At 65.5% G+C, this 24,413-nt stretch carries 24 protein-coding genes and 1 tRNA gene; 11 read left to right on the top strand and 14 right to left on the bottom strand.

The annotated features are described in order from the left end of the window. Positions 1-18 precede the first annotated feature (18 nt). Together AC56DV_RS17840 and AC56DV_RS17835 are read right to left on the bottom strand one after the other, a co-directional pair. Entirely contained in the window at positions 19-1,422 is a 1,404-nt protein-coding gene (locus AC56DV_RS17840; protein WP_496315575.1) for an aryl-sulfate sulfotransferase, read from the bottom strand. A 135-nt stretch (positions 1,423-1,557) separates the two neighbouring features. Further along, positions 1,558-3,432 carry a hypothetical protein gene (locus tag AC56DV_RS17835; RefSeq protein ID WP_496315574.1) on the bottom strand — a complete coding sequence of 625 codons (1,875 nt, stop codon included), beginning with the start codon at positions 3,430-3,432 and terminating at the stop codon, positions 1,558-1,560. A gap of 108 nt (positions 3,433-3,540) precedes the next feature. Here AC56DV_RS17835 and AC56DV_RS17830 point away from each other — a divergent pair. Next, positions 3,541-3,616, top strand: a tRNA-Phe gene (locus AC56DV_RS17830). Positions 3,617-3,663: 47 nt separating this feature from the next. Here the strand turns inward: AC56DV_RS17830 and AC56DV_RS17825 are convergent. Beyond that, entirely contained in the window at positions 3,664-4,248 is a 585-nt protein-coding gene (locus tag AC56DV_RS17825; RefSeq protein WP_496315573.1) for a histidine phosphatase family protein, read from the bottom strand. Positions 4,249-4,374: 126 nt separating this feature from the next. Then, positions 4,375-5,265, bottom strand: coding sequence for a LysR substrate-binding domain-containing protein (locus AC56DV_RS17820; protein WP_496315572.1), 891 nt, complete (start codon positions 5,263-5,265; stop codon positions 4,375-4,377). 104 nt (positions 5,266-5,369) lie between these two features. Here AC56DV_RS17820 and AC56DV_RS17815 point away from each other — a divergent pair, with 104 nt between their 5' ends. Beyond that, positions 5,370-6,080: a glutathione S-transferase family protein gene (locus tag AC56DV_RS17815; RefSeq protein ID WP_496315571.1), complete on the top strand. Its 711-nt coding sequence runs from the start codon at positions 5,370-5,372 to the stop codon at positions 6,078-6,080. A gap of 47 nt (positions 6,081-6,127) precedes the next feature. On the opposite strand, the gene AC56DV_RS17810 is transcribed toward AC56DV_RS17815, so the two are convergent. The 4 genes from AC56DV_RS17810 to AC56DV_RS17795 form a co-directional block, all read right to left on the bottom strand. Continuing rightward, positions 6,128-7,663: a pectate lyase family protein gene (locus AC56DV_RS17810; RefSeq protein ID WP_496315570.1), complete on the bottom strand. Its 1,536-nt coding sequence runs from the start codon at positions 7,661-7,663 to the stop codon at positions 6,128-6,130. A 288-nt stretch (positions 7,664-7,951) separates the two neighbouring features. Beyond that, positions 7,952-8,176 carry a hypothetical protein gene (locus AC56DV_RS17805; protein WP_496315569.1) on the bottom strand — a complete coding sequence of 75 codons (225 nt, stop codon included), beginning with the start codon at positions 8,174-8,176 and terminating at the stop codon, positions 7,952-7,954. Next, positions 8,173-8,586 (bottom strand): SRPBCC family protein, encoded by a 414-nt coding sequence (locus AC56DV_RS17800; protein WP_496315568.1) that lies wholly within the window; start codon positions 8,584-8,586, stop codon positions 8,173-8,175. Before AC56DV_RS17800 ends, AC56DV_RS17805 begins: the two co-directional genes overlap by 4 nt. Further along, on the bottom strand, positions 8,583-8,906 hold the full coding sequence (locus tag AC56DV_RS17795) for an ArsR/SmtB family transcription factor (protein WP_496315567.1): 324 nt from the start codon (positions 8,904-8,906) through the stop codon (positions 8,583-8,585). Before AC56DV_RS17795 ends, AC56DV_RS17800 begins: the two co-directional genes overlap by 4 nt. A gap of 165 nt (positions 8,907-9,071) precedes the next feature. Here AC56DV_RS17795 and AC56DV_RS17790 point away from each other — a divergent pair, with 165 nt between their 5' ends. Next, positions 9,072-10,757: a GH39 family glycosyl hydrolase gene (locus tag AC56DV_RS17790; RefSeq protein ID WP_496315566.1), complete on the top strand. Its 1,686-nt coding sequence runs from the start codon at positions 9,072-9,074 to the stop codon at positions 10,755-10,757. A 77-nt stretch (positions 10,758-10,834) separates the two neighbouring features. Next, entirely contained in the window at positions 10,835-11,086 is a 252-nt protein-coding gene (locus AC56DV_RS17785; RefSeq protein ID WP_496315565.1) for a DUF1059 domain-containing protein, read from the top strand. Between the two features lie 48 nt (positions 11,087-11,134). Here AC56DV_RS17785 and AC56DV_RS17780 read toward each other — a convergent pair whose 3' ends face one another. Both AC56DV_RS17780 and AC56DV_RS17775 read right to left on the bottom strand, forming a co-directional pair. Then, a complete protein-coding gene (locus AC56DV_RS17780; RefSeq protein WP_496315564.1) occupies positions 11,135-11,944 on the bottom strand; it encodes a class I SAM-dependent methyltransferase in 810 nt (269 codons plus the stop codon). 70 nt (positions 11,945-12,014) lie between these two features. Further along, positions 12,015-14,075, bottom strand: coding sequence for a beta strand repeat-containing protein (locus AC56DV_RS17775; protein WP_496315563.1), 2,061 nt, complete (start codon positions 14,073-14,075; stop codon positions 12,015-12,017). Between the two features lie 156 nt (positions 14,076-14,231). Here AC56DV_RS17775 and AC56DV_RS17770 point away from each other — a divergent pair, with 156 nt between their 5' ends. The 3 genes from AC56DV_RS17770 (at position 14,232) to AC56DV_RS17760 (ending at position 16,810) form a co-directional block, all read left to right on the top strand. Beyond that, positions 14,232-14,627 (top strand): hypothetical protein, encoded by a 396-nt coding sequence (locus AC56DV_RS17770; RefSeq protein WP_496315562.1) that lies wholly within the window; start codon positions 14,232-14,234, stop codon positions 14,625-14,627. Between the two features lie 150 nt (positions 14,628-14,777). Beyond that, positions 14,778-15,119 (top strand): DUF1840 domain-containing protein, encoded by a 342-nt coding sequence (locus AC56DV_RS17765; protein ID WP_496315561.1) that lies wholly within the window; start codon positions 14,778-14,780, stop codon positions 15,117-15,119. Between the two features lie 62 nt (positions 15,120-15,181). Beyond that, positions 15,182-16,810 (top strand): glycosyltransferase family protein, encoded by a 1,629-nt coding sequence (locus tag AC56DV_RS17760; RefSeq protein WP_496315560.1) that lies wholly within the window; start codon positions 15,182-15,184, stop codon positions 16,808-16,810. Here AC56DV_RS17760 and AC56DV_RS17755 read toward each other — a convergent pair. Continuing rightward, the gene (locus AC56DV_RS17755; protein WP_496315559.1) at positions 16,782-17,453 is read right to left on the bottom strand and encodes an acetyltransferase; all 672 of its coding nucleotides are present in this window, start codon (positions 17,451-17,453) and stop codon (positions 16,782-16,784) included. The genes AC56DV_RS17760 and AC56DV_RS17755 overlap by 29 nt on opposite strands. Before the next feature lie 23 nt (positions 17,454-17,476). After that, entirely contained in the window at positions 17,477-18,319 is an 843-nt protein-coding gene (locus tag AC56DV_RS17750; protein ID WP_496315646.1) for a beta-keto acid cleavage family enzyme, read from the bottom strand. Positions 18,320-18,607: 288 nt separating this feature from the next. Here AC56DV_RS17750 and AC56DV_RS17745 point away from each other — a divergent pair, with 288 nt between their 5' ends. Further along, positions 18,608-20,188, top strand: coding sequence for an isocitrate lyase (locus AC56DV_RS17745; protein ID WP_496315558.1), 1,581 nt, complete (start codon positions 18,608-18,610; stop codon positions 20,186-20,188). 76 nt (positions 20,189-20,264) lie between these two features. On the opposite strand, the gene AC56DV_RS17740 is transcribed toward AC56DV_RS17745, so the two are convergent. Continuing rightward, positions 20,265-21,233: a GlxA family transcriptional regulator gene (locus AC56DV_RS17740; protein ID WP_496315557.1), complete on the bottom strand. Its 969-nt coding sequence runs from the start codon at positions 21,231-21,233 to the stop codon at positions 20,265-20,267. A 106-nt stretch (positions 21,234-21,339) separates the two neighbouring features. Here AC56DV_RS17740 and AC56DV_RS17735 point away from each other — a divergent pair, with 106 nt between their 5' ends. Then, a complete protein-coding gene (locus tag AC56DV_RS17735; RefSeq protein WP_496315556.1) occupies positions 21,340-21,948 on the top strand; it encodes a cysteine hydrolase family protein in 609 nt (202 codons plus the stop codon). Positions 21,949-21,952: 4 nt separating this feature from the next. On the opposite strand, the gene AC56DV_RS17730 is transcribed toward AC56DV_RS17735, so the two are convergent. After that, positions 21,953-22,489, bottom strand: coding sequence for a DUF2058 domain-containing protein (locus AC56DV_RS17730; protein WP_496315555.1), 537 nt, complete (start codon positions 22,487-22,489; stop codon positions 21,953-21,955). A gap of 151 nt (positions 22,490-22,640) precedes the next feature. Between AC56DV_RS17730 and AC56DV_RS17725 the strand changes: the two genes are divergently transcribed. Then, positions 22,641-23,084, top strand: coding sequence for a nuclear transport factor 2 family protein (locus AC56DV_RS17725; RefSeq protein ID WP_496315554.1), 444 nt, complete (start codon positions 22,641-22,643; stop codon positions 23,082-23,084). 60 nt (positions 23,085-23,144) lie between these two features. Next, complete coding sequence (locus AC56DV_RS17720) at positions 23,145-24,413, top strand: erythromycin esterase family protein (RefSeq protein ID WP_496315553.1); 1,269 nt, start codon at positions 23,145-23,147, stop codon at positions 24,411-24,413.

Raw genomic sequence — 24,413 nt, 5'->3', positions numbered from 1 at the left:
GCGCTGCTGTTTTGCTTGTTATTTGTCGGCGAGCGCTTTTTCCGAGCGCGGAGTGCCCTGTGGTACCCATTCGTAAGGGACCGGCTGCGCGCGATAGACCCAGTTGGTCCTCACCTGCTTGCCTCCACCGCCGACGGCGGAATTGCCGAAATAGGGACTGACGTATTCCCACACGATGTCGCCCTGCGGCGTCACCTGAAAGAAGCGTCCGTTCATGCCTTCGTCCACCAGCGTGTTCCCGTTCGGCAGCCGGCGCGCGCTGCTGATAAAGGCGCTATAGAAGCTCCACTGGGTCTGGCTGGAATCGGCGGCCGTGTACTGCCACACGATCTGCTTGCTGATGGGATCGATCTCCAGCACCCGCGAGTGCGGGAAGATGCCGGGGCTCACGCGCGGATAGCCCGCCTCGCCCTGGTTATCGAACACCAGGATATTGCCCGCGCCGGGCAGGCCCTTGGCGATCAAGTGCGCGTCGTGAAGGCCGATGATCTGGTCCACCGGCCGCGGTACCTTGCTGCCCGCGATGGCCGGATAGTCCGGCCCCAGGTTCCACACCACCTTGCCGCTCTTCTTGTCGATGATGGCGATGAAGTTAGCCTCGCGCGAATCGATGATGATGTTATCGGGGTGGAAGCGCTGGTCGCCCTGGTCGAACCACTTGTTCGCGCCCAGCACCGCCATATTGTTCACGTGCAGATAGTCGACCGGACCGGCGCCGTAGCGCGGCTGCGCGGCGCGCACCAGCTTCAGCGCTTCGGGCGTGAAGCCAAATTCCTCCAGGTGCTCGGAGGCCACCCATTTCCACGCGATGGAACCGGACGGCGTGACCTCGTAGATCACATCGTCCAGCACCTGCGCGGCCTGGAAGCCGGCCACGCCGTGCACCAGGTTGGCCAGCACCAGCGTGTTGCCGTTGGCGAGGCGGCGCCAGTCGTGGTGCTGCTTGGCCGCGCCGCCCGGCGCGCCGCCGCTGGCCACCGAGGCCGAACCGTAGGCCTCCTGCGCGCCGGCGCCCCACTGCCACACCACCTTGCCGTTCCAATCGAGTTCGCCGATGCTGGTGTTGCCCAGGCCATTGCCGGTGGTTTGCGCGCCCGGCACGCTACCCAGCTGCAGCAGGACGTTGCCGCGCTTGCCGCCGGCCAGCGCGGGGTCCAGCAGCACCGGCGGGAAGCCCTCGTGCGGCCACTGGCGCACCTCGTTCCCGTTCATGTCGATCAGGTGGGTCTTCTTGTCCTGGCCGCTGAACAGCACGTAGCTGTTATGGGCGCGGGCCGGATCGTAGCGCGTCACGCCGGTGGGGAAGACGCTGGGCGCCGCCATCACGGCAGTTGCAGACATCGCCAGGCAAGCGCCCACTGCCACCACCTGAGCCGTCCATGCCGCCGCACGCACTGCCGTCCCCGCCTTCGCTACCGCCATCACAGCCTCCTTGTTCGTCTCGCAATGTTGAAATCCGAGACTGCATCATAGGGAGGCCGCCGGCGCGGCACCACGAATCATTTCGCATACTGTTATTTGGCGTCCGGGCATTAGCTCATAGCCAAACACGCAGGTTCAGCGCGGCGCCGCCGTGACGGGGCACAGCTGGTAGGGATAAGGATCGGCGCCGATGAATGCCGGGTAGATCTTGCAGGCCGCGCCGTCCAGCGCCAGGCGGTAGCCTTGCAGCGTCTTCTGCGCTTCGGCCACTACCGCGCGGTCCAGCGCCGGCAAATCCATGCGGTACTTGGGCTGCAGCTCCAGCGCGCAGTGCTGGCCGCCCGGCGCGCCTTCCAGCGGCAGCATCTGCACCTGGAAGCGCACGCGCTTCAGGATGCGGTCCAGCTTAGCGCAGCTTGCCGCGCTATCGGTCAGGCCCAGCATCTGCGCCAGCTTGAGCTTTCGCGGCACGCTGTCCTGCTTGTAATTCTTACTGGCGAACAGCATCGCGTAATGCGGCCCCGGGCGGCTGGCGATGACGGCGTTGATGCGGTCCGTATACGCCTGCGTGCCGGGGAAGCCGACCAGCGACACCACGCTCACCTCTTTCGGCATCAGCGTGGCCATCCAGCCCATGGCCGGATGCACGTGCGCGGTGAACACGATGGTGGACGCCGGCTGCGTGAACGGCGGCACCTCGGCGCTGAAGCTCTTGCTGGCCCAGGGCGCGTGGCCCCAGGTGACGAAGGGGAACACCGCCAGCGTGGTGAAGGCCAGCACCCAGCCACCCACGCGGCGCGCGGCGCCTTGCGGCAGCACGCGCTGCAGCAGCACCCACACCACCAGCGGCGCCAGCAGCTCGATCGGGATCAGGTAGCGGTGGATGCTGAACAGCTTCAGCCAAGCCAGGTAGCCGAGCGCGAAGAACAGCAGCAGGAAGCAGGCGCGCGGCGCCAGCGCCGGCTTGCCGTTGCTCTTGCCGGCCACGCGCAGGTACAGCAGGTAGCCGCACACGCCGATGAACAGCAGGTACACGATAGGCCAGATGGTCTGGCGCAGTTCGACTTCCGACACGCGCAGGAAGTCGAAGGTGAACACCACCGGCCAGAACAGCGTTTCGAGCATGTTCTTGGGGAAGTGGAAGGTGTCCATCACGGCCACCTGCTGCGCCAGCGGGCTGCGGAAGATGCTGTTAAATTGCGGGAACAGGGGATTGCCGAAGGCCTGCCACATTTTCAGCCACCACCAGCCGGCCGTCACGGCGATGCCGGCCAGGGTGGCCACGCCGAACAGGAAGGCCAGGCGGAAGCGCAGCCACAGGGTGCCGGGCGCCACGAAGAAGGCGGCGCACAGCGCCACCGCATAGGTGGCGTTGGTCAGTTTCAGGCCGGTGCCCAGGCCCATGACGAAGCCGGCGCCCAGCGCGGCCAGCACGGCGGCGCGGCTCCATTGCTGCAGCTGGTCCCAGCGCTTGAGCAGGATCAGCAGCGCGGCCAGCACCATCAGCGCCGTCATATTGTCGCCCATGGAGTTGCCCAGTTCGGACAGGAAGCCGGCGCTGCAGGAGCCGGCAATGGCCAGCAGCAGCGGCACGCGGTAGCCGCCGCCCTGATCCGCGCCCAGCACGTTGCGCGCAATGGCGAACACCAGCACGAAGTTCAGGCCGTGCAGCACGCCGAACACGAAGCCGACCACCGGCCCCGGGAACCAGGTCGTCATCAAATAATAGGGAACGTCCAGCGTGGGGTTGAAGTAGCTGTGCCACTGGGCCGGCGCGACGTCGATGTCCATGCGGCCGTTCAGCAGCGCGTACGGATTGTAGATGTGATAGTTCTTCATATCCCAGCCGTCGTCCTGGCCCAGCAGCAGCGACATCAGGCCGAACAGCAGCGGCACCAGCAGCGCAGCGATAAAGGGCGCGCGCGGGCCGGACAGCGCGCGGGTGCGGCGCGCGAACCAGGCTTCCAGCGGAGCGAAGGGCCGGAGCGGCAAGGGGGTGGATGGCGTCATATTCAAAGAACAAGAATTCGGAAAGCACGCATTATAGTGCGTCCCTCATGCCGCCAACAAAGAGGGGCTTGGCAAAACGAAATTTGGTTTGTATAATTGCGGGCTCTTGGCCTGGTAGCTCAGTTGGTAGAGCAGAGGATTGAAAATCCTTGTGTCGGTGGTTCGATTCCGCCCCGGGCCACCAAGAATTTAGAAAACGCCACCTTCGGGTGGCGTTTTTGTTTTTGCGGTTCAGCGGGTCAGCTCTGCAATGGTGGCGACAGCTTCGATAACCAGCTCGCCGCTGGCCGCCGCCGAGGCGATCACGATGCTGCCCGGCTCGACATACTGCGCAACCAGCGCGCGGATGTTGACGTCGTGGGTGACAAGCACCGTGTTGCCCGGTGCGCGCCTGGCTGACAGATAGGTGCGCAACTGCGCCAGCTTGCGCTCGCGCGCTGCCCCGTCGTCATTGAACATGGAGTCCAGCATGGCGGCGGGCTGCACGCGGCCGAATGCCAGCTGCGCAGTGTCGATGCAGCGGCACCATCGGCTCGACAGCACCTCGCCGAGGGGCACCGCGTGCCGCCGGAAGGCCGCGCCGACATTGCCCGCGTCTATCCGTCCCGCGTCCGACAGATTGCGCTGGGTGGCGCAATCACCCAGCTTGAATCCGGGCGGGTCGCCAATGCCGGGGACAGTAGCGGCGTGGCGCATCAGGATGATATGGCGGCCGGCCCGAAGCAGATCCCAGGGCCCGTTTGCCGCGCGGCCGGCGCCGCGCGCCGCCGGCAAGGCCAGCGCGGGAAGCAGGGCAAAAAAGCGGCGTCTCAGCATGGCGGCTCGCAAGGAGGACGATAACGCGGAAAGTATGCCCCGTTCCGCAACGGCGCGGCGCGGCGTACGCTGCCGGCGAAGCGCGATTTGACGGCCGTTCGCCCGGCACACGGGCAAACAAGGTGCTCATTTACGCTGCGCACCCCGCGCAATGGCGTCCGCCACCAGGCGCACGGACGGCAATTGCCCGCGCCGATGCGGCATCAGCAGCGTGGTGGTCACCGTGCCGGCCCGCCACCCGGGCAGCACGCGCTGCACGCGGCCCGCTGCCAGTGACTCGTCGACCATGCGCTGCGGCAGGCAGGCAATGCCCAGCCCCGCCTCGGCGGCGCGCAGCAGCACGCTCGATTCATCCGCATGCATGCGCGCCGCGAGCGATACCTCCGCCTGTTCGCCGGAGTCGCTCTCCAGCCGCCATGCGCCGCCGGTCATGGTGCTCATCAGGCCATCGTGCCGCGCCAGGTCTTGCGGCGCCTGCGGCTCGGCGCGCGCGGCAAGATAGGCGGGAGAAGCCACCAGATACACGCCCTCGGTGGCCACGCGCCGTTGCACCAGCCCGGAATCGGGCAATGGCGCGAAGTGGTCGCGTACGGCCATGTCGAAGCCCTCCTGCACCAGGTCCACCATGCGGTCGGTCACGTGCACGGATACCTGGATCTTGGGGTAAGCCACCGCCAGGTCGACCAGCACTTCGGCCAGCACCGTCTGCACGGTGGGCACGGACGCCGTGATCCGCACTGCGCCGCTTGGCTCGGCCAGCCGTCCTTTCACCACGTTTTCGGCCGCATCGGCCTCGATCAGCATGGCCGATGCGTGGCGATAGAACTCCTGCCCCAGCTCCGTCACGGTGAAGCGCCGCGAGGTACGCTGGATCAGGCGTACCCCCAGTTCCGCTTCCAGCGCAGCCAGCCGCGTCGAGAGGGTCGATTTTGGCAGGCCGCTGTGCCGTGCCGCCTGCGCAAAGCCACCCTGCTCAACCACCAGCACAAAGTAAAAGTAATCGTTCAGGTTTCGCATTTATCGTTCAAATTTACGGACTTTGAATCCATATTTTGCCATCTTTTCGACCATCGTTCGCATGCGTATATTCTGCCTGTCAATCACACATGGAGAAAATCAAAATGGAACCTGTCATTTTTTACGGCGTACCCAGCGGCTGCTCGCTGGCCTCGGTCATCGCATCGGAGTGGCTTGGCGAGCCTTACCGCCTGGTCCGCATCGAGATGATGGAGCAATGGCCCGAGCGCTTCGCGCAAGTGAACCCGCGCATGAAGACCCCTGCCATGCTGACCGCACATGGCCACAGCCTGACCGAAAGCCTGGCGATCCTGCAGCACATCGGCCAGCGCGGCGCAGCGAAAGGCCTGGGCTTCGCACCGGGCACGCACGACGCCGACCGCCTGGCGGCAATGCTGTCCTACCTGGTGACGGACCTGTTCGCAGCGTTCGCGCCGCTGTGGGCCTTGTACGACAAGGGCGTTGACGACCCGCTGGTGAAGGACGTGCTGCGCAAGCATGGCGAAGGCAATGTGCGCGAGGAGTATGCCTATCTCGACGCCCTGCTCGCCGACCGCGAATGGCTGCTGGGCGGCGACAAGCCGACCGTTGCCGACGCCTACCTGTTCGCGATCGGCCGCTGGGCCGAGTACCACAAGGTGTGCGTGCTGGAAGACAGCTATCCGAACGTGGCGCGCTACCTGCGCAAGCTGGCGGCCGATCCGGCCGTCCGCTTCGCGCTGGAAGTCGAAATGAACGGCGACAAGGGCGGCACCGGCAGCGCCAGTTGCCTGGGCCATGTGAGCCTGGCGCAGCTGGACCTGCTGGCGGCGTAGACCGGACTCCCGCATATCGCCGGGAGCCCGGACTGCCGTCCCGGCTATTACAGTTTGCCGACGCCCGCAGTGGCCGGCACGGTGGTGGCCAGGTTGGCCGTGGCTTCCACCGAATAGCTGTAGTAGCTGGCCGGCGTGGCCGACGGGGTGGCGGCAGGGTTGGCAGCGGACGACCAGGGCGTGCTGCTGATGGTTACCAGCGAGTTGGCGCTCTTGGCGGTGGCGCTGAGGTTCACTGCCGCGCCGTTGAGCAGGTTGCCGCTGTCGTAGATGTACGGCGAGCAGCGCGCCGTGCTCATGCCGGACAGGGCGGCGCAATTGGTGAGCGCGCTGCCGGAGCTGACCGAGGCGCCTATCGTGTCGCTGGCCGCCGCGCCGCCGCTGATGGCAAACACATTGTTCTCGATATACAGTTTCGAGCCCTGGCCCGACGTGATGCCCACCATCCAGTCATAGTGCGCGGCCGTGTTGCTGCCGGCGAAGTAGTTGTTGTAGAGGTGGACCATGCCGTAGCGCACGCGCGGCTTGCGCTGCACCAGGTTCTGGAAGTAGTTGTGGTGGAAGGTCACTTTCAGCACGCCCGGATTTTCCGCCGTCAGGCTGGCCGAATCGGTGCCGCCCATCAGCATGGACTTGTCGTGGTCATGTAGGTGGTTGTGCGACACAGTGATCAGGTTGGCCGATTTGGTGATGTCGAGCAGGCCGTCGTGATGCTGGACGTGATAGAGCTCGCCGTCATACGGGGCCGCCCACACGGAAGGGAACTGGTCATCGGTACGCGCACCGTCGGAGAAGGTGCAGTGATCGATCCAGACGTGGGTCGCGTGCTGGATCGACACGGTGTCGTAGTTCGAATTCCAGCGGCCGCCGGAATCGGTCGGGTCCCACGCGGGGAAGAAGTCGAACGCGTCTTCGAAGGCGACGTTGCGGATCACCACATTGTCCACCGGCGCGGCCGAGCTGGCGCCGCTGATCATCAGGGTGCCGTGGATGATCCTGGCGGTGGCGCCGTTGCCGATGATGGACGTGTTCGACGGCACGGTCAGCACGATGTTTTTCTTCAGCTGGTTGCTGGCGCAGGCGCGCGCCGCTTCCACCGCGTCGCTGGACGGCGGAACGTTCGCGTAAGGCGGCTTGTAGGCGGCCAGGTAGGCGTTCCAGAGCTGGGTGAAGCTGGTGTAGCCGTAGCCGGCGCAAGTGGTGCTGGCGGCGTTGGCGTAGGTGAGATAGTCATTGGCGGTCAGTTCGGTGCCGGCCGCGTTCTGGTTCAGGCTGATGGTGCCCGAGATGTAGATGATCTTCTTGCTGTTGTCTAGCGTGCCGCTGAAGGAGCCGTTGGCCTTGATGGTGGCGGTGTTGCCGTACAGGGCCTGGATCAGGCCGGCACGCGTGGTGACGGTATAGATCTTGGCCGCTGCCGCGCCATGGCCGCCGGTGGTGCCGGTTCCGCCCAGGTTGTTGGTGCCGGTAGCGGCCCAGCCGGTTGCGCCGAGCGAGGAAATTTGCGCGCTGGCGCTGGCGCCGGCCATCAGGACGGCGCCAGCGCACAGTGCCCGGTAGAGCTGTTTCTTTGAAATTGTCATGCTTGTCTCCAAGAGGTGGGGTGCGATTTTTTATGTGCACTGTTTTTGGGCACCATCCACACCCTGGTGCCTGCTGCTGCACCAAGCCACTTGGATTCCACACCTGTAGCCGCCATAATTGGTCCGTCCAATTAATGACAATTTGGCGTGGATAGCGCCTGCTTATCGATTTTGGTCAGGCCAATTCGATAAAGCAGTATGGGCGCAATTTCGTTAACTAACAACCGAAACGTGTTGCAATGTTGTGAAAGGTAAACGGGGAGCGCGCGTAGCACGGAGGGCGGCTGGCTATCGATGCAAGCTTCCGCCCATGCGCGCGAACGCCTGCCGCACAAGGTGCCCCTTCCACATCCACAGTCCCAGCAGCACAATGGCCGGGAAAAAGCCGTAGCGTATTGAGGCGGCGTAGTTATGCAGCTGGTCAATCGGTCCGTATATGTAGCCGGCGACCGGGATCGCCAGCAAGGCGTGCGTCCAGCGGAGCAGCGCGCGTTTGGTGGATTCGCCCATCATGCCGCCTCCGCCGCCACCACCTGCTCCAGCTGCTGGAAGAAGTTCTGCCAGCCGTACTGCGCGCCCTGGTAGGCCTGTTCCTGGTCCAGGCGGAAGCCGGCCTGCTCCATCCTCAGGTGCGTGCCTTTGCTTGTCGCGGCCAGGGTCCAGGTGACGACGGTCTCCACGCCATAGGCGGACCAGGTGTAGGACAGCGTCTTCTGCGGTTCCACTTCTTCCACCTGGCACTCGACCGAACCCCAGTCCGCGTTGAAATGGAACTTGTGGCCGGCAACCGGCTGGAAATCGCTCTTCATCAGCCAGGCTTCGATCAGGTGCGGCTGGGTGAGCGCGCGCCAGAGCTTTTCCGGCGGATGCGGGAACTCGCGTTCGACTACGACAGTGCGGAGTTGTTGGGCAGCTTGGTTCATTGGTCCATCCTTTTTAAAAGGTCATCAAGATCGTCGAACCGGCCTTCCCAGAATCGGGTCATCTGGTTGGTCCAGTCCTGCAACGGAGCCAGCGCGTTGAGCTGTGCGCTGTAGTGGGTCTGGCGGCCCTGGTGCCGGTCCAGCACGAGGCCGGCCTGCTTGAGTACCGCCAGATGTTTGGAGACGGCCGGCTGTGAAATCCGCGCGTGCGCGGTGAGCCCGCCAACGGTCTGTTCGCCGCCGCTGCACAGCTGTTCAAAAATTGCCCGCCGCGTGGGGTCGGCAAGCGCCCGGAAGAGCGCGTCGCGAGTGTTTGTCATCGGAAATCCATAGCCATCGAGTTATTGATTAACTATAGCCATCCGGTTATGGGTTGTCAAGCGTGCGGGATGCCGAATTCGATATAGCGTGCGGCAAATTTGTTATTGGACCGCCACGCCGCAGCGGCCTACCATCGAGCCACCGCCCTTTCCAAGAGAACAATAATGAAGAGACTTCTTGCCGCCCTGAGCCTGCTGGCCAGCGCGCCGCTGTGCCTGGCTGCCTCCCCTATCCCGGCAGCGGCGCCGGTCCTGCTGACCGTCGATGCGGCCCAGGCCAAGGGGCCGATGAGCCCGATCTGGGCCTGGTTCGGCTACGACGAGCCCAATTACACCACCGCGCCCAACGGCAAGAAGCTGCTCAGCGATATTGCCGCCCTGAGCCCGGTGCCGGTGTACGTGCGCGCGCACAACCTGATGACCTCGGGCGACGGCAGCTACGCGCTCAAATGGGGCTCGACCGGCATGTACAGCGAGGACAAGGACGGCAAGCCCGTCTACAACTGGACCATCGTCGACCAGATCTTCGACACCTATATCGAACGCGGGATGAAGCCGCTGGCGCAGATCGGCTTCATGCCCGAAGCGCTGTCGCAGCGCCCGCAGCCTTACCAGCACCGCTGGAAGCCGGGCACGCCCTACAAGGAGATCATGACCGGCTGGGCCACGCCGCCGAAGGATTACGACAAGTGGGCCGAGCTGATCTACCAGTGGGTGCGGCATTGCGTGGAGCGCTACGGGCAACGGGAAGTGGAAAGCTGGTACTGGGAAGTGTGGAACGAGCCGGACGGCGACTACCTGATCGCGCAGGACACCAAGCTGGAGTACTTCAAGATGTACGACTACGCGGCCGACGCCGTCAAGCGCGCGCTGCCGACGGCGCGCATGGGCGGCCCGCACACGGCGGGCACCGGGCGCTTCATGGACGATTTCCTGCAGCACGTGCTGCACGGCAAAAACTTCAAGACCGGCAAAACCGGTTCGCCGCTGGACTTCGTGGCCTTCCACGCCAAGGGCTCGCCCAAGGTGGTCAACGGCGTGGTGCAGATGGGCATGGGCATCCACTTCAAGCGCCTGGACTCGGGCTTCGCGCTGGTGGAGAAGTATCCGGAACTGAAGGGCCTGCCGGTCATCATCGGCGAGTCCGATCCGGAAGGCTGCGCCGCCTGCGGCATGCAGACCAACCCGGAAAACGCCTACCGCAACGGCACCCTGTATTCGAGCTATACGGCGGCGTCGGTTGCGCGCGAATTCGACCTGGCCGCGCGGCGCGGCGTCAACCTGATCGGCGCGGTCAACTGGTCGTTCGAGTTTGAAGACCAGCCCTGGTTCGCCGGCTTCCGCGACCTGGCCACCAACGGCGTGAACAAGCCGGTGCTGAACGTGTTCCGCATGTTCGGCATGATGCGCGGCGAGCGGGTGGCGGTGGGCGGCGACCAGGCTTACGACGCGGCCGCCATCATGGCCGGCGGCGTGCGCGGCGCGCGCACCGACATCAACGCGCTGGCCAGCAGGGACCAGCGCAGCATCGCCGTCTTGGTCTGGAACTACCATGACGACGACGTGATCGACGCCGGCTCGCCGGTGGAACTGCGTATCGCCGGCATACCCGCCGGCCAGGTGCAGCTGCGCCACTACCGCATCGACAACGACAACAGCAATTCCTACAGCGCGTGGAAGCGCATGGGCTCGCCGGCCAATCCGACTGCGGCGCAAGTGGCCGAACTGCAGAAGGCCAGCGAACTGGCGCAGCTGGGCCCGGCGGAAACGCTGAGAACACCGCAGGGCAAGGCCACCGTCAAGATGCAGCTGCCGCGCCAGGCGGTGTCGCTGGTCACGCTGAGCTACTAGCGCTGGATCACCTGCGGCGCATGGCTATACTGAAACGAGCGGACACCGCGTCCGCCCTTTCAGTGAAGGAGTTGATCATGACGCGCAAATTCATCGACTGCCGTGAGTTCCCGAGCGATACGCATTGCTCGGTTGCGATATCGGCCGACAGCGAGGAAGAGCTATTGCAAGTTGCTGCGGAGCATGCGGTCTCGGTGCACGGCCATACCGATACGCCGGAACTGCGCGCGCAGCTGCGCCAGCTGTTCAAGGACGGCATGCCGCCGGAACACCTGCCCATGCCTGCGCAGCCCGCCACGCCCGGCGCCACGGCACCGCGCGCGCATTGAGCGCGGCTACATGGCCAGGCGCTGCGCTTGGCAATCACCGCTTGACGGTCACCGCTTGACGATCACCACCTCCAGGTACTCGGCCGGCACGATCAGCGAGCCGGCGCCGGCCGTGTTGGAGCGCTCGAGCAAAGCGGTCAGGTCGCGTTCGAGCGCCTGCGCGCCGGCCTCGTCGAGCGCGCCGAAGGCCTTGTGCACGGGGCCGTAGAAATCGCGGAACACTTGCAGCCAGTGCGCCGCGGAGGCGTAGCGGAAGTTGAACACTTTGCGCTGCGCCTCGATGCTGCCCGCCTGCGCGCCAAACAGTTCGTTCAGATAGCCTTCGGTACCCCACATGGCGGGCGATTTCAGGCCGGCCGGCGGCGGCACGTGCTGTCCTATGGTCTTGAACAGCTGGCCGATGAATCCGTCCGGCGTCCAGTTCGCCATGCCGATGCGGCCGCCGGGCCGCAGCACGCGCATCATCTCGCTGGACGACTGCGCGTGGTTGGGCGTGAACATGATGCCGAAGGTCGACAGCGCCGCGTCGAAGCTGGCGTCGTCGAACGGCAAGGCCTCGGCGTCCGCTTCCCGGAAGTCCACCGCCAGCCCTTCGGCGGCGGCGCGGGCGCGGCCTTTTTCAAGCAGCGCCGGCACGTAGTCGGTGGAGGTGACTTTGGCAAAACGGTGCGCGGCGGCCAGCGTGGCGTTGCCGTTGCCCGCCGCGATGTCGATCACCTGTTGACCGGCGCGGATGTCGGCGGCCTCCGCCAACGACTCGCCCACTATCTGCAGCGTCACGCCGATGACGGCGAAATCGCCGCTGGCCCACGTTCCCTGCTGGCGTACTTTTATTGCAGCAAAATCCGGCTGGCTCATGACGTTCTCCTGGTTAAAGAGAAAGCATAGTTGGCGAACCGGGATTTACAAGCTTGAGCAAGCGCCTGAATCAGGCCCGGCCGGCGCGGCGGCGGCGGCGCTGCAAGCCCAGCACGGCCAGACCGGTCAGCAGCAGCGCCAGGCTGGCCGGTTCCGGCACTTGCGCCTGCAGCTGCATGACCCTGGTGTAGGTGCCGTCGAACGCGAACACCGCCGCCAGGTTGTCGATGGTGGTCATGCGCATCAACTCCAGGAAACTGCTGTTGCCGGACAGGTCACCCAGGAAGCGCAAGGCGTAGCCCGGCGCGCCTGCCCCGCCCGATGCGCGCTGGAAACGCAGGAATTCGCCGGCGGCGAAGTTGCCCAGGTCGTTGAAGGTCAGCGAGGACGAGCCCAGGTCGATGATGGAGCTGTCCTCCAGGAACAGGCTGGCGAAAGTCTGCCCTTCCGCGCCGGCGTCCTGCAGTATCAGTTGGCCGCCGCGCAACACCAGCGCGCTTTGCGCGGAGAGGCGGTTGGCGCCGGCCAGCGTCAGGCTGCCGCCGCCAAGCACGGTGCTGCCGGTGTAGCTGCTCTGGCCCGACAACGTCACGTCGCCGCTCTGGATTTCCACGCTGCTGAAATTGGAGATCGCTCCGTCGTAGGCGAAGCGGTTGCCGGCGCCGGCGTCCATCGTCATCTTGTTGTTGGCGCCGCTGCCGCCGTTGATGCTGCCGATCACGGAGGCGCTGCCGCCACTGATGATCAGCGTGTTGCTGGCGCTGCCCATTTCGATGGCCTTGCCGCTGGTGCCGCCGTTGATGGCGCCGGCATTGACGATGACGGTCTTGTCCGCGCCGGTGCGGATGGCGGCGTTCAGCAGGCCGCCGCCGGCGATGGTGGCGCCGGCGTGGTTGTTGATGGTGACGGTGTAGCCGCTGGCCGCGCTTTGCGCCACGATGGCGGAGTCGCTTCCGCCGCGGATCAGGCCGCCCGCCTGGTTGGTGATGACGGCATTGCCATACAGGCCCTCGCGGGTGCCGGCCAGCGGGCCGCTGGCAATGTCGTTGCCGGCCAGCGTGATACCGCGCCCCACCGCATTGGCGTTGCCGGGCGCAACCAGGCCTTCGATGGTGCCGGCATTGACGATGCTGCCGCCGCCGGCCGAAATGCCCTCGCTGTACGCGGTGCCGGCGGCGGGCAGGTTGAAGGCGTTGGCCGAACGGATGATGCCGGTGTTGGTGATGTTGACCATGCCGTCCACGTCCACGCCGTCGCCGTCGCCGGTCACGCCGGTGCCGACAATGGTGCCGTGGTTGAGCACCGTGACCAGCTGGCCGGCGCCGAAGCCGTCCAGATTCAGGCCGGCGCCGTTGCTGCCCTGGATCAGGCCACCGAGGCTGTTGGTGACGTTCATGGTGAAGGCCGAGGCGCTGCTGGCCTGGCCTGCGGTGATGCCGTGGCGGGCGCCGTCGATCACGCCGGTGGCGCCGTTGTTCACCTGGATGCCGCTGTTGCTTTGGCCATCGACGCCGTCGCTGCTGCTGCCGCTGGCGGTGGCGGAGCGGATCTGCCCCGCGTTGTTCACCACGCCGTTCGCGCCGGGCCGCACCGCGTCGGCCTCGCTGGCGCGCAGCACGCCGCCCGCATGGTTGTTCACGACGTTCACACCGGTCACCACGGAAAAGTCCACCGCCTGCGCGCCGCCGGCCGAAGCGTTCTGCGAGATCATGGAGCCGTAGTTGTTCAGCGTGACGCTGGCCGACGGCACGTTCATCTGGATCACGTCTGCGTCCGCCGTGCGCATCACCGCGCCCGAGTTGCCGGCGCTGCCGTTGTTGATGGTCAACCCGCTCACGCCGGTGTTGTCGCGCACCGCGCGGCCGGTGCCGGTCTGCGCGATGGTGCCTTCATTGTTGAGGGTGGCGTTGCTGCCCGTGATGGCCACCGCCACCGTTGAACCGCCCACCGTCAGCGACTTGCCGGCCATGACCGTGCCGCTCTGGCCGCTGCCCGAACCCAGCGTTTGCGCGGTGGTGCTGTTGGTGGTGATGGTGAACGTGGTGGCCAGGGCGGGCTGCACTGCGAATGGCAGTGCGGCGGCGAGCAGGCAGGCGCGCAAGGGGAAGGCGCGGGGCATAGGCTTCAACATGGGGGATCTCCGGTGGCGTTTTTGCCCACCACCATAGACTATCTTTATGACAACTAAGTGACATGGAGACAACACTGTTGTGCGGAAGTCAATCCGCGCCGGGCCCCGGGCGGCGCTGCTACACTGTCGCGTTTTCCCGTCCCCGGAGCTGACTTCATGCAGAAAATTACCGAACGCGTCACGGCGCTGGCCATGCTGGTTATTGCGGCGGCGCTATGCTGCATCGCCTGGCAATCGGTGCGCCGGGACCAGCCTCCCGAAACCGGCACGGCCTACCAGGCGGTGGCCTTGATGAATGGCCAGCTGTTTTACGGCCGCCTGGACCAGGGCGGGCAGGAGTATGTCGCGCTGCGCGACGTGTTCTATATCCAGACCCGGCAGAATCCCGACACAAGGGCGGTGGCCAATGTGCTGATCAAGCGCGGCGGCGAAGCGCACGCGCCGGACCGCATGCTGATCAACCGCCAGCAGGTGCTGCTGATCGAGCCGGTCAAAGCGGATTCGCCAATCGCCAAACTGATCGCCCAGCAGGACGGGAAGGCGGGGCCTTAAAGCCTGCTTAAACGCTCGGATTTCATTTGGGAATTTAGCCGAACGGGTCTAATGTCTACTCAACAGGCAGCACAAATACCAGCTGCTGCCTGGGCCAAGGTAGTGCATTGAAAACGTCATCCTGTATGACATGACCCAGGAAGAGTTCGTATGTTAATTTCATTCAAATCCAAATCCTCCCCGGAAGTATTGATGTACCAGGAACACGCCGAGCGCATTCTGCGGCTGCTGCACAAGAGCCCCCAGCGCGGCGTGATCACGGCGGCCGAAGCAGCCGAAGCGCTGGCGCTGCTGGAGCAGGAAGTGGCCTACACCAAGCAGCACCCGGACGAGGACGTCGAGCATGACGTGCATACGCCCGAGCAGGAGCAAGGCGAAAGCACGGAGCACGCGCTGCTGCAAAGAGTGAGCTTTTCAGCCCGCTCCTATCCGCTGCTGGAAATGCTGCGCTCGGCCAGCAAGGAGAACGAGTACATCATGTGGGGCGTGTGACGAGCGGCAAAGCGTGATGCGGGGCTAGCCGGCGATGGCGGCGGTAGTGCGGATGGCCGCGCTTGTGCCATAATCTGCGCGTGCCTTCCGACTCCACTTTCGATTCCAATCACCTGCTGCTATTGAGCGACGCCGTTGACCGCACGCTGGCCAATCCGGCCGGCAGCCACTGCTGGCTGAACCTCAACAAGCTAACGTACGACATCCAGGACGACGGCGTGCTGGCGCAGGTCATAGCGGCCATCGCTGCCGGCGTTCCGGACCAAGGCCTGCCCGGTTATTACCGCGCGCTGTACCTGGATACCGCCACGGGCAACTTGCGCCACGCGGGGCGCGCCGCCGCCATTGCCGGCACACTGGCGCCGCGCGACCAGGACCGCCTGGCGGCACTGTTCGACAGCAACTGGAAGCGCGCCCTGCTGTACGCGGACGACCGTCCCACTTTCATCAGCAACCTGCACACCATGGGCGTACCCGCCCTGGCCATGCTGCTGAACGCGGACGACAGTGCCGCGCCGCCCTCTACGCACACCCCGCACACTCCGCCCACAATCGGGACGTTGCGGCGCGCAGTCTTGATCGCGCCCGTCCTGACCACGCCGCGCCATCCACCTACGCGCATGCTGCTGGATCAAGCGGAAGTACTGCTGCGCAACGGCATCGAGGTGACGCTGGTCTCCTGCCAGGAATGTAGCGGCCCGGAATTCAAGCACTTGCTGGGCCGCCAAGCGGCCACGCAGGACGAGGCGGCCGACCTGAGCGAATGGCAAGCGGGCGCAGGCGCCAAGCTGTACTTCAGCGCGCCGCACGCCAGCATCCGGCGCCGCTGGCGCGACATGCTGCCCCTCATCGAGGCGGCCGCGCCCGACCTTGTCATGCTGGTCGGCCTGCATTCAGGACTGGTGAATGCGCTGTACCGGCGCTACCCCGTGCTGGGCCTGGCGACCAACTCGGTGCCGCCGATGGCGCCCACCGACGTGTGGCTGACGGCGCTGGCGGAGATGCACGGGCGGCAGGACTCGCCATGGCAAGCGGGCTTGCCTGTGAGCCAGGCCTGGCACCACCCTTTCCGCGCGCGCCGAAAACCCTGCGCCGGGCCGCTGGCGCGCAGCGCCATGGGCGTACCGGACGACGCGGTGCTGGCCATCAGCCTTGGCAGCCATCTGGATATCAAGATCGGCGGCGAGTGGGCGCAACGCATGTGCCGGGCGATGGAGGAACATCCGCGCCTGCATTGGCTGCTGCTGGGCGGCATTGCCAAAATTCCGCCCGCGCTGGCCGCATTGGCCGCGCAAGTGCCGGCAAGGCTGACCTGCCTGCCCTACGCCACCCAGGCCACCGGGATGCTGGCCGCCAGCGATCTGTATCTCAACCCGCCCATGATGGGCGGCGGCATCTCGGTGGCCGAAGCCATGTCGCAGGGGGTTCCTGTTCTCAGCCTGGCAGGCAGCGACGGCGGCGACAAGCTGGGCGAATACGCGCTGGACAGCATGGACGCCTATTTCGCGCAATTGCAGGCCTGGATGGCAGACCCCGGCTTGCGGCGCGCCGCCGGCGCCCGCCAGCGAGCCCGCTTCGACAGCGCGCTAGACCTGGAGCAGTCGGACGCCAGCCTGCTGGGCGCCTGCGAACTGGCGCGCCAGCGCTACCGGCTGCGCAGCGCTATTGCGGAGCCGCCAGCGACTTCTTGAATTTGGCCGGAATGCCGACCATGAGCACGCGCGGCTCGACATCGCCGGTGACCACGGCACCGGCGCCGATGAAGGCGCCGTCACCGATCACCAGGCGCTCGATCACGGTGGCGCCGATGCCCACGGTTACGCCCTCGCCGATACGCGTCAGCCCGCCCACGTTGGCGCCCGGCTGCACCCGGCTGTACGCGCCCACGCTGGTGTCATGGCCGATGGTGACGCCGCGGTTGATGAAGACATGGGGCGCCAGGCGCGCGCCAGGCCCGATCACGCTGTTGGCGCCGACAAACACCCCCGGCGAGAGCCTGCTGAGCGGCGACACGTATGAGGTGGGATGGACCAGCGTGCAGAACTCCAGGCCGTGGCGCTGCTGCACCAGCCGCGCCAGCTCGGCGCGCGCCGGCGTGGTCGGTCCCAGCAGGTATTGCTGGCCGGGCTGCGGCACGAAATCGTCCAGCGCCACCAGCCCGGGCCGCATGCCGAGCGCCGCCAGTTGCTCCAGCCGCTGCGCCAGCGGCAGGCTGCGGTCGTCGTCCGGCTCGGGCAGATGCGTCACCACTTGGTCTATCTGCATCCCCTGCGCCAGCGCGCAATCGAACAGGTCCGATACGATATTGCTGCCGCCAAAAATCACCAGTCCCATCACTACCCCTTTTTCATTATTTTTTATTGTTTGTTTGGCGACAGGCCCAGGCGCGCCCTCACCTCGGCCGGCGTGGCCAGCGGCCGGCCCTGCGCGCGCGCCAGCGCCGCAACCCGCTCCACCAGCTGCAGATTGGTGGCCTTGACCGTGCGTGACTGATCCAGCCACAGATTGTCCTCCAGCCCAGTGCGCACGCCGTCGCCCATCACGCTGCCCAGCGCCGTGGCCTGATCCTGGAAGCGGCCGATGCCGGCCACCGCCCATACCGAGCCTGCAGGCAGATCGTTCACCAGCATGCCCAAGTGCAGCAAGGAGACCTGCGCCGTGGCCGGATTTCCCAGCAGGATGTTGAAGTAGTACGGCGCCTTCAGCAGCCCCTTGTCGATCAGCATGCGCGCCACATTGACCATGCCCAGGTCGAACACCTCCAGCTCCGGCTTGATGCCGCGCTCGAGCATGATCTCGGCCAGCCGCATCACGGTGGCCGGGGAATTCATGCTGGGATCGCGCACAAAGTTCATTGAACCCAAGGTCAGGCTGGCCATGTCGGGCTTGGCATCGCCTTCCAGGTACAAGGCGGCGGCGCGGCGCTCCACCTCCGGCTCATTGCGGCCGCTGGTGGTGGCGGTGATGACGATATCCGGCGCATTGGCGCGCACCGCGCGTATCAACGCCGCGACCGTATCCGGGTCCGCGCTCGGCACGCCGGCGGCGTCGCGCGCGTGCAAATGCACCATGGCCACGCCCAGCGCAGCGCAGCGCGCCACGTCGCTGGCGATCTCGGCCACGGAAAGGGGAACATGGGGAGAGTCGGAACGGGTGGGCACCATACCGGTCGGTGCCAAATTGATAATGAGAGGGTGCATCATGGCGGCCATGATAAGCGAAAAAATCCGGCATCTGATCCAAAGGCCGAAAAATCATTTCACATGATGGGATAACGCACAAAATCCGGCAGCGCAATCCATTCCATTTTTTGAAAATTTATTCCACATTGCAAAATCTAAAATCTATATCATTGAAATATAAGGAATAAATTTTACTTATATGTCTTATATAAGACCCTGTTGCGCCGCAATAAAAAGGCCTACTATTAATGCATGCGGTTTCACTTTCTTGCATCACTTTCTTGCATTACTACCTAGGAGATTCACATGTCCCAGTACCAAGACGACATCAACGCCATCGGCGCCCTGAAAGAACAGCAAGGCAGCGCCTGGAACGCGATCAATCCGGAATCGGCCGCCCGCATGCGCGCCCAGAACAAGTTCAAAACCGGCCTGGACATCGCCAAGTACACCGCCAAGATCATGCGCGCCGACATGGCCGCCTATGACGCCGATCCGTCCAAGTACACGCAATCGCTGGGCTGCTGGCACGGTTTCATCGGCCAGCAAAAAATGATCTCCATTAAGAAGCACTTCAACAGCACCGACCGCCGCTACCTCTACCTGTCGGGCTGGATGGTGGCCGCGCTGCGCTCCGAGTTCGGCCCGCTGCCGGACCAGTCGATGCATGAAAAAACCGCCGTCTCGGCGCTGATCAAAGAGCTGTACACCTTCCTGCGCCAGGCCGATGCGCGCGAGCTGGGCGGCCTGTTCCGCCAGCTGGACGCGGCCGAAGGCGCGGCCAAGGCCGCCATCCAGGCCCAGATCGACAACCACGTGACCCACGTGGTGCCTATCATCGCCGACATCGACGCCGGTTTCGGCAATGCCGAAGCGACCTACCTGCTGGCCAAGCAATTCATCGAAGCGGGCGCCTGCTGCATCCAGATCGAGAACCAGGTGTCGGACGAGAAGCAGTGCGGCCACCAGGACGGCAAGGTCACCGTGCCGCACGAGGACTTCCTGGCCAAGATCCGCGCCATCCGCTACGCCTTCCTGGAACTGGGCGTGGACGACGGCATCATCGTGGCCCGCACCGACTCGCTGGGCGCCGGCCTGACCAAGCAGATCGCCGTGACCGCCAAGCCGGGCGACCTGGGCGACCAGTACAATTCCTTCCTCGATTGCGACGAAGTGTCGGCCGACGCGCTGGGCAACGGCGACGTGATCATCAAGCGCGACGGCAAGCTGCTGCGTCCGAAGCGCCTGCCGAGCAACCTGTTCCAGTTCCGTCCCGGTACCGGCGAAGCGCGCTGCGTGCTGGACTGCATCACCTCGCTGCAGAACGGCGCCGACCTGCTGTGGATTGAAACCGAAAAACCGCATATCGCCCAGATCGGCGGCATGGTCAGCGAAATCCGCAAGGTCATCCCGAACGCCAAGCTGGTGTACAACAACAGCCCGTCGTTCAACTGGACGCTGAACTTCCGCCAGCAGGTGTACGACGCGATGCAGGAAGCAGGCAAGGACGTGTCGGCCTACGAGCGCAGCAAGCTGATGAGCGTGGAGTACGACAGCACCGAGCTGGCCATCGCCGCCGACGAGAAGATCCGCACCTTCCAGGCCGACGCGGCCCGCGAAGCGGGCATCTTCCACCACCTGATCACGCTGCCGACCTACCATACCGCCGCGCTGTCGACCGACAACCTGGCCAAGGAATACTTCGGCGAGCAAGGCATGCTGGGCTACGTGGCCGGCGTGCAGCGCAAGGAAATCCGCCAGGGCATCGCCTGCGTCAAGCACCAGAACATGTCCGGCTCGGACATCGGCGACGACCACAAGGATTACTTCAGCGGCGAAGCGGCCCTGAAAGCCGCCGGTAAAGACAACACCATGAACCAGTTCTAAGTACTACCTAGTTTTACCCTCGCCCACAAGGCAACCGGTCGCAAGCCCCCGCGCTGTATCCAGCGCGGGGGCTTGTTCATTTTGGCCTGAACTGTTTGCGGTAGGCCGCCGGCGACAACGAGAACGCGGCCGTGAATTGCTGGCGCAGCGAGACGGTGGAACCGAAGCCGGCGATTTCGGCGATGCGGTCGATGGCCTGGTCGCCGGTTTCCAGCAGGCGCTGGGCAGCCGCCAGGCGGTGGTTCAGCAGCCACTGGGTGACGGTGGCGCCGGTCTTGGCCCTGAAGCGGCGCGTGAAGTTGCGCCGGCTCATGGCAGCGCGCTCGGCCAGCAGGTCCAGGCACAGCGGCTGGTCCAGGTGGGCCAGCGCCCAGGCCAGCACGGCGCCCAGCTGGTCGCCGCTGTCGGCCTTGGGCAGCGGCTGTTCGATGTACTGCGCCTGGCCGCCGTCGCGGTGCGGCGCCACCACCATGCGGCGCGCCACGCGGTTGGCCACGTCGGCGCCGTGGTCGCAGCGCAGCAGGTGCAGGCAGCAGTCGATGGCGGCGGCCGTGCCGGCCGAGGTGAGGATGTCGCCATCGTCCACGTACAGCACTTTCTGGTCCAGCTTGACCTTGGGGTATTTGCGCGCGAAGTCCGCGCTCCAGACCCAGTGGGTGGACGCTTCGCGCCCATCCAGCAGGCCGGCTTCAGCCAGCACGAAAGCCCCCAGGCACAGGCCCACCACGCGCGCGCCTCGTCCGTGCGCATCACGCAAGGCCTGCAGCAGGGCTTCGGAGGGGCGTTCGTCGGGGTCGCGCCAGGCGGGCACGATGACGGTGTCGGCCCGCTCCAGCGCGGACAGGCCGTGCGGCACGTCGATGCTGAAGCCGGACATGGTGGGGATCAGGCCGGCCTGCTCGCCGCAGACCAGCAGCTCGTAGCGCGGCCCGCCCAGCCGGGCCAGGTCGTCGCCGAACACCATGCAGGGCACGGACAGGTGAAAGGGGCTGATGCCTTCGAAGGCAACGATGGCGACGGTGTGGCCAATGATGGAATTCGGCATGGCCCGATCCTATCACATGTTGTCCTGCGGGACACTTTCGCGGCAGCCGCGGCGGCGCGATACTGGCCTCACTTGCTGCACAGTGAACAACCCACCAGGAGATCAAATGAACCATCCCACCATCCGCACCCTGGCCGGCGCCAGCGCCCCGCAAACCATCGAAGCTGGCAGCACCGCGCTGCTGGTGATCGATTTTCAGAACGAGTATTTCAGCGGCAGGATGCCGATCCCGGACGGCCTGGCGGCCCTGCGCAACACGCAGCGCCTGGTGGCGCACGCGGACCGCGCGGGCATGCCGGTATTTCACATCCAGCACGTCACGCCGGCCGGCAGCCCTATCTTCGCGGAGGATGGCGACACGGTGCAGTTCCACAGCGAGCTGCAGCCCGCGCCGCACCATGCGGTGGTGAAAAAGTCGCAAGTGAGCGCCTTCCAGGGCACGGACCTGGACCAGCGCCTGAAGGCGGCCGGCGTCAAGACGCTGATCGTGTCCGGCCTGATGACCCATATGTGCGTGACCGGCGCCGCGCGCGACGCGGTGCCGCTGGGCTACGCCGTGATCGTGCCGGACGACGCCTGCGCCACGCGCGACCTGGACGGGCCCGGCGGCGTGCTGCCGCATGCCACGCTGCACCGCGCCGCGCTGGCCGCCATCTCGGACGCTTTCGGCCCCGTCATGAGCACCGGGCAGGTGCTGGAACTGCCGCTCGCCTGAGGGCTTACCACATCAGGTCGTCGGGGATCTTGAAGGCTGCGTACGGATCGTCCTCGTCGACCTCGGTGCTGCTCTGCTTCACGCGCACCACCAGGGACTCGTCGCGCTCGGCGATCTTGTCGGCGATCACGCGCGGCACCAGTTCCACGGCGCCGTTCAGGCACACGATCACCAGGCGGCCGGCGATCAGGTGGGCCTGCACTTCCGGCGACACGTAGATGCGCTCGATCTTGGTGCCGTGCGTGAAGTTGTAGGCCACGTCGCCCTTGCCCTTGTTCTGGCGATTCTGCTGCACCATCTGCGCGATCTGCGCCTGGATCGCCTTCTGGGCGGCGGCCGCGTCGCGCTGGGCGTTCAGCTCGCGTGCGCGCTCGGCCTGCTTGCGCTGCATTTCCTGCGCAGCCAGGCGCGCCTCGTCCACGCTCTCGGTGCCGGTGCGGCGCTCTTCCTTCTTCTGCTTGCTCTTGTCCTGCTGGACTACCTTGACCTTCTTCTTATCGACCAGGCCAGCCTTGAGCAGTTGATCTGCCAACGAAACCATATTCATTACTCCGTACGAAAGACGCTAGCATAGCAAACCTTGGCGCCGTCCTTGACTTCCAGTTTGCTAGCACTAGGCTGAACTGACCGGCTGTCTGCGGCACGACCATCCGCGACTGCTGTTGGACTGCCGGCTTATCAGGAGGCATGTCATGGGAATACAGGAAAACAAAAAGCTGGTGATGGACGGCTATCGCCTGTTCCAAACCGGGGATATCCGCAACCTGCTGGACCGTTACCACGACGACGCGGAGTGGGTCGGGCCCGATTCAGAGTTTGTTCCGTTCGCCGGCCGCTACCACGGCAAGGCGGAGATTGCGCAGTTCTTCCAGAAGCTGGACCAGGCGGTGAAACCGGTCCGCTTTGAACCGAAACAGTTCATCGCCGAGGGCGACATGGTGGTGGTGACCGGTGAGGCTTCCTGGCAAGCCAGGCAGACCGGGCTCACCTACGACAGCCCTTGGGTCCACGTCTTTACCCTGCGCGACGGCAAGGTAGAGCGCTTCCAATCCTATTACGACACTGCCGCCAGCGAACGCGCGCTGCACGTCGAACAACCCGGCCAGGCCGCGAGCGCGGCCCAGCTGCATCACTAAGCTATTGCTTCCGCCGAATATTGGTATTACATTGGTATTTTTCATGTATTCGGAGGAAGCATGCAACGCACAGTCCTGGCCGCCCTGGCCCTGGCGGCGCTTTTGCCGCCGGCTCAAGCGCAGACGCAGGCGCAAGCCAGCCAGCCCTGGCCTGTCGCCAGCACCAGTCCGCAGCACGAAGACTACAGCGACCTGAAGCCCTTCGCCGACGCCATCGGCAATGCGCGCGTCGTGGCGCTGGGGGAACAGACCCACGGCGGGCGCGAAGAATATCTGCTGAAAACGCGCCTGCTCACATTCCTGCACGAGAAAATGGGCTTCGACGTGTTGCTGCTGGAGAGCGGCTTCTACGACATGGCGCGCCTGGCCGAACGCGTGGAGCGCGGCGAGAAGCTGGACGACATCGCGCCCGGCAGCGTGTTCTTCATGTACGCCAACACCGAGGAAGGGCGCGGCATGCTGCAGTACTTCGACCGCCAGCGCGCGCAGGGCAAGCCGATGGCGCTGGGCGGCATCGACAGCCAGCACACCGGCGAGACCAGCAAGAAGGAGCTGCTGCCGCGCCTGCAGGCCTATCTGAAGACAGCCGCGCCGGCGCTGGCCGAAGGCGATGGATGGCGGCGATACGCGCAAGCGGCCCAGCCGCTGCTGGAGATGCAGCGCACGCCGCCGCCCGCCGAGGCGCAGGCAGCTTTCCGCCAGCACGCCGCCGCGCTGCGCACCGCCCTGTGCCGGGCAGCGCCTCCGGCCGCCGGCTCCGGCACGGGCACGGCCGCCGGCGTGTTTGCCGGCCCGGCCTTCTGGTGCCAGGCAGTGAAGAGCGTGGACGCGCAAGCGGCCAGCTACTGGAGCGCGGACCACGACTACCAGCGCGACAACCAGATGGGCGACAACGCCATCTGGCTGGCGGACCAGCTCTACCCCGGCCGCAAGGTGGTGATCTGGGCGCACACGGTGCACACCGCGCGCGGCTTTCAGCGCACGCCGGTGAACCTGCAGGCGGGGGAAGTAATGCACCGCCACTGGGGCGCCAGCTACAAGATCGTGCAGTTCAGCGGCGCCGGCGGCCGGATCCTGGATTTCGTGACCAACCGCCCCCTGGCCCTGCCCGCCATACCGCCGGACAGCCTGGAAGCCAGCCTGGCCAAACAGCCGCACGCCCTGCTCGGCCTGACCGCCGCCGCACTGCCGCAGCTGCAGCGAGAGCAGCCGCAACCGCAGCCCCAGTTCAGCTACGAATACGAACTGCAGCGCGGCGGCCAGCTGGGCGTGAACTGGGACGTGCTGTTCTTCATCCGCCAGATCACCCCCGTCAGCATGGCGCGCTAG

The organism is Massilia sp. BGA-UO-ETr-WB1, from assembly GCF_059567845.1.
The sequence above is the reverse complement of the archived record's forward strand: the minus strand, read 5'-3'. Positions and strand labels throughout refer to the sequence as shown.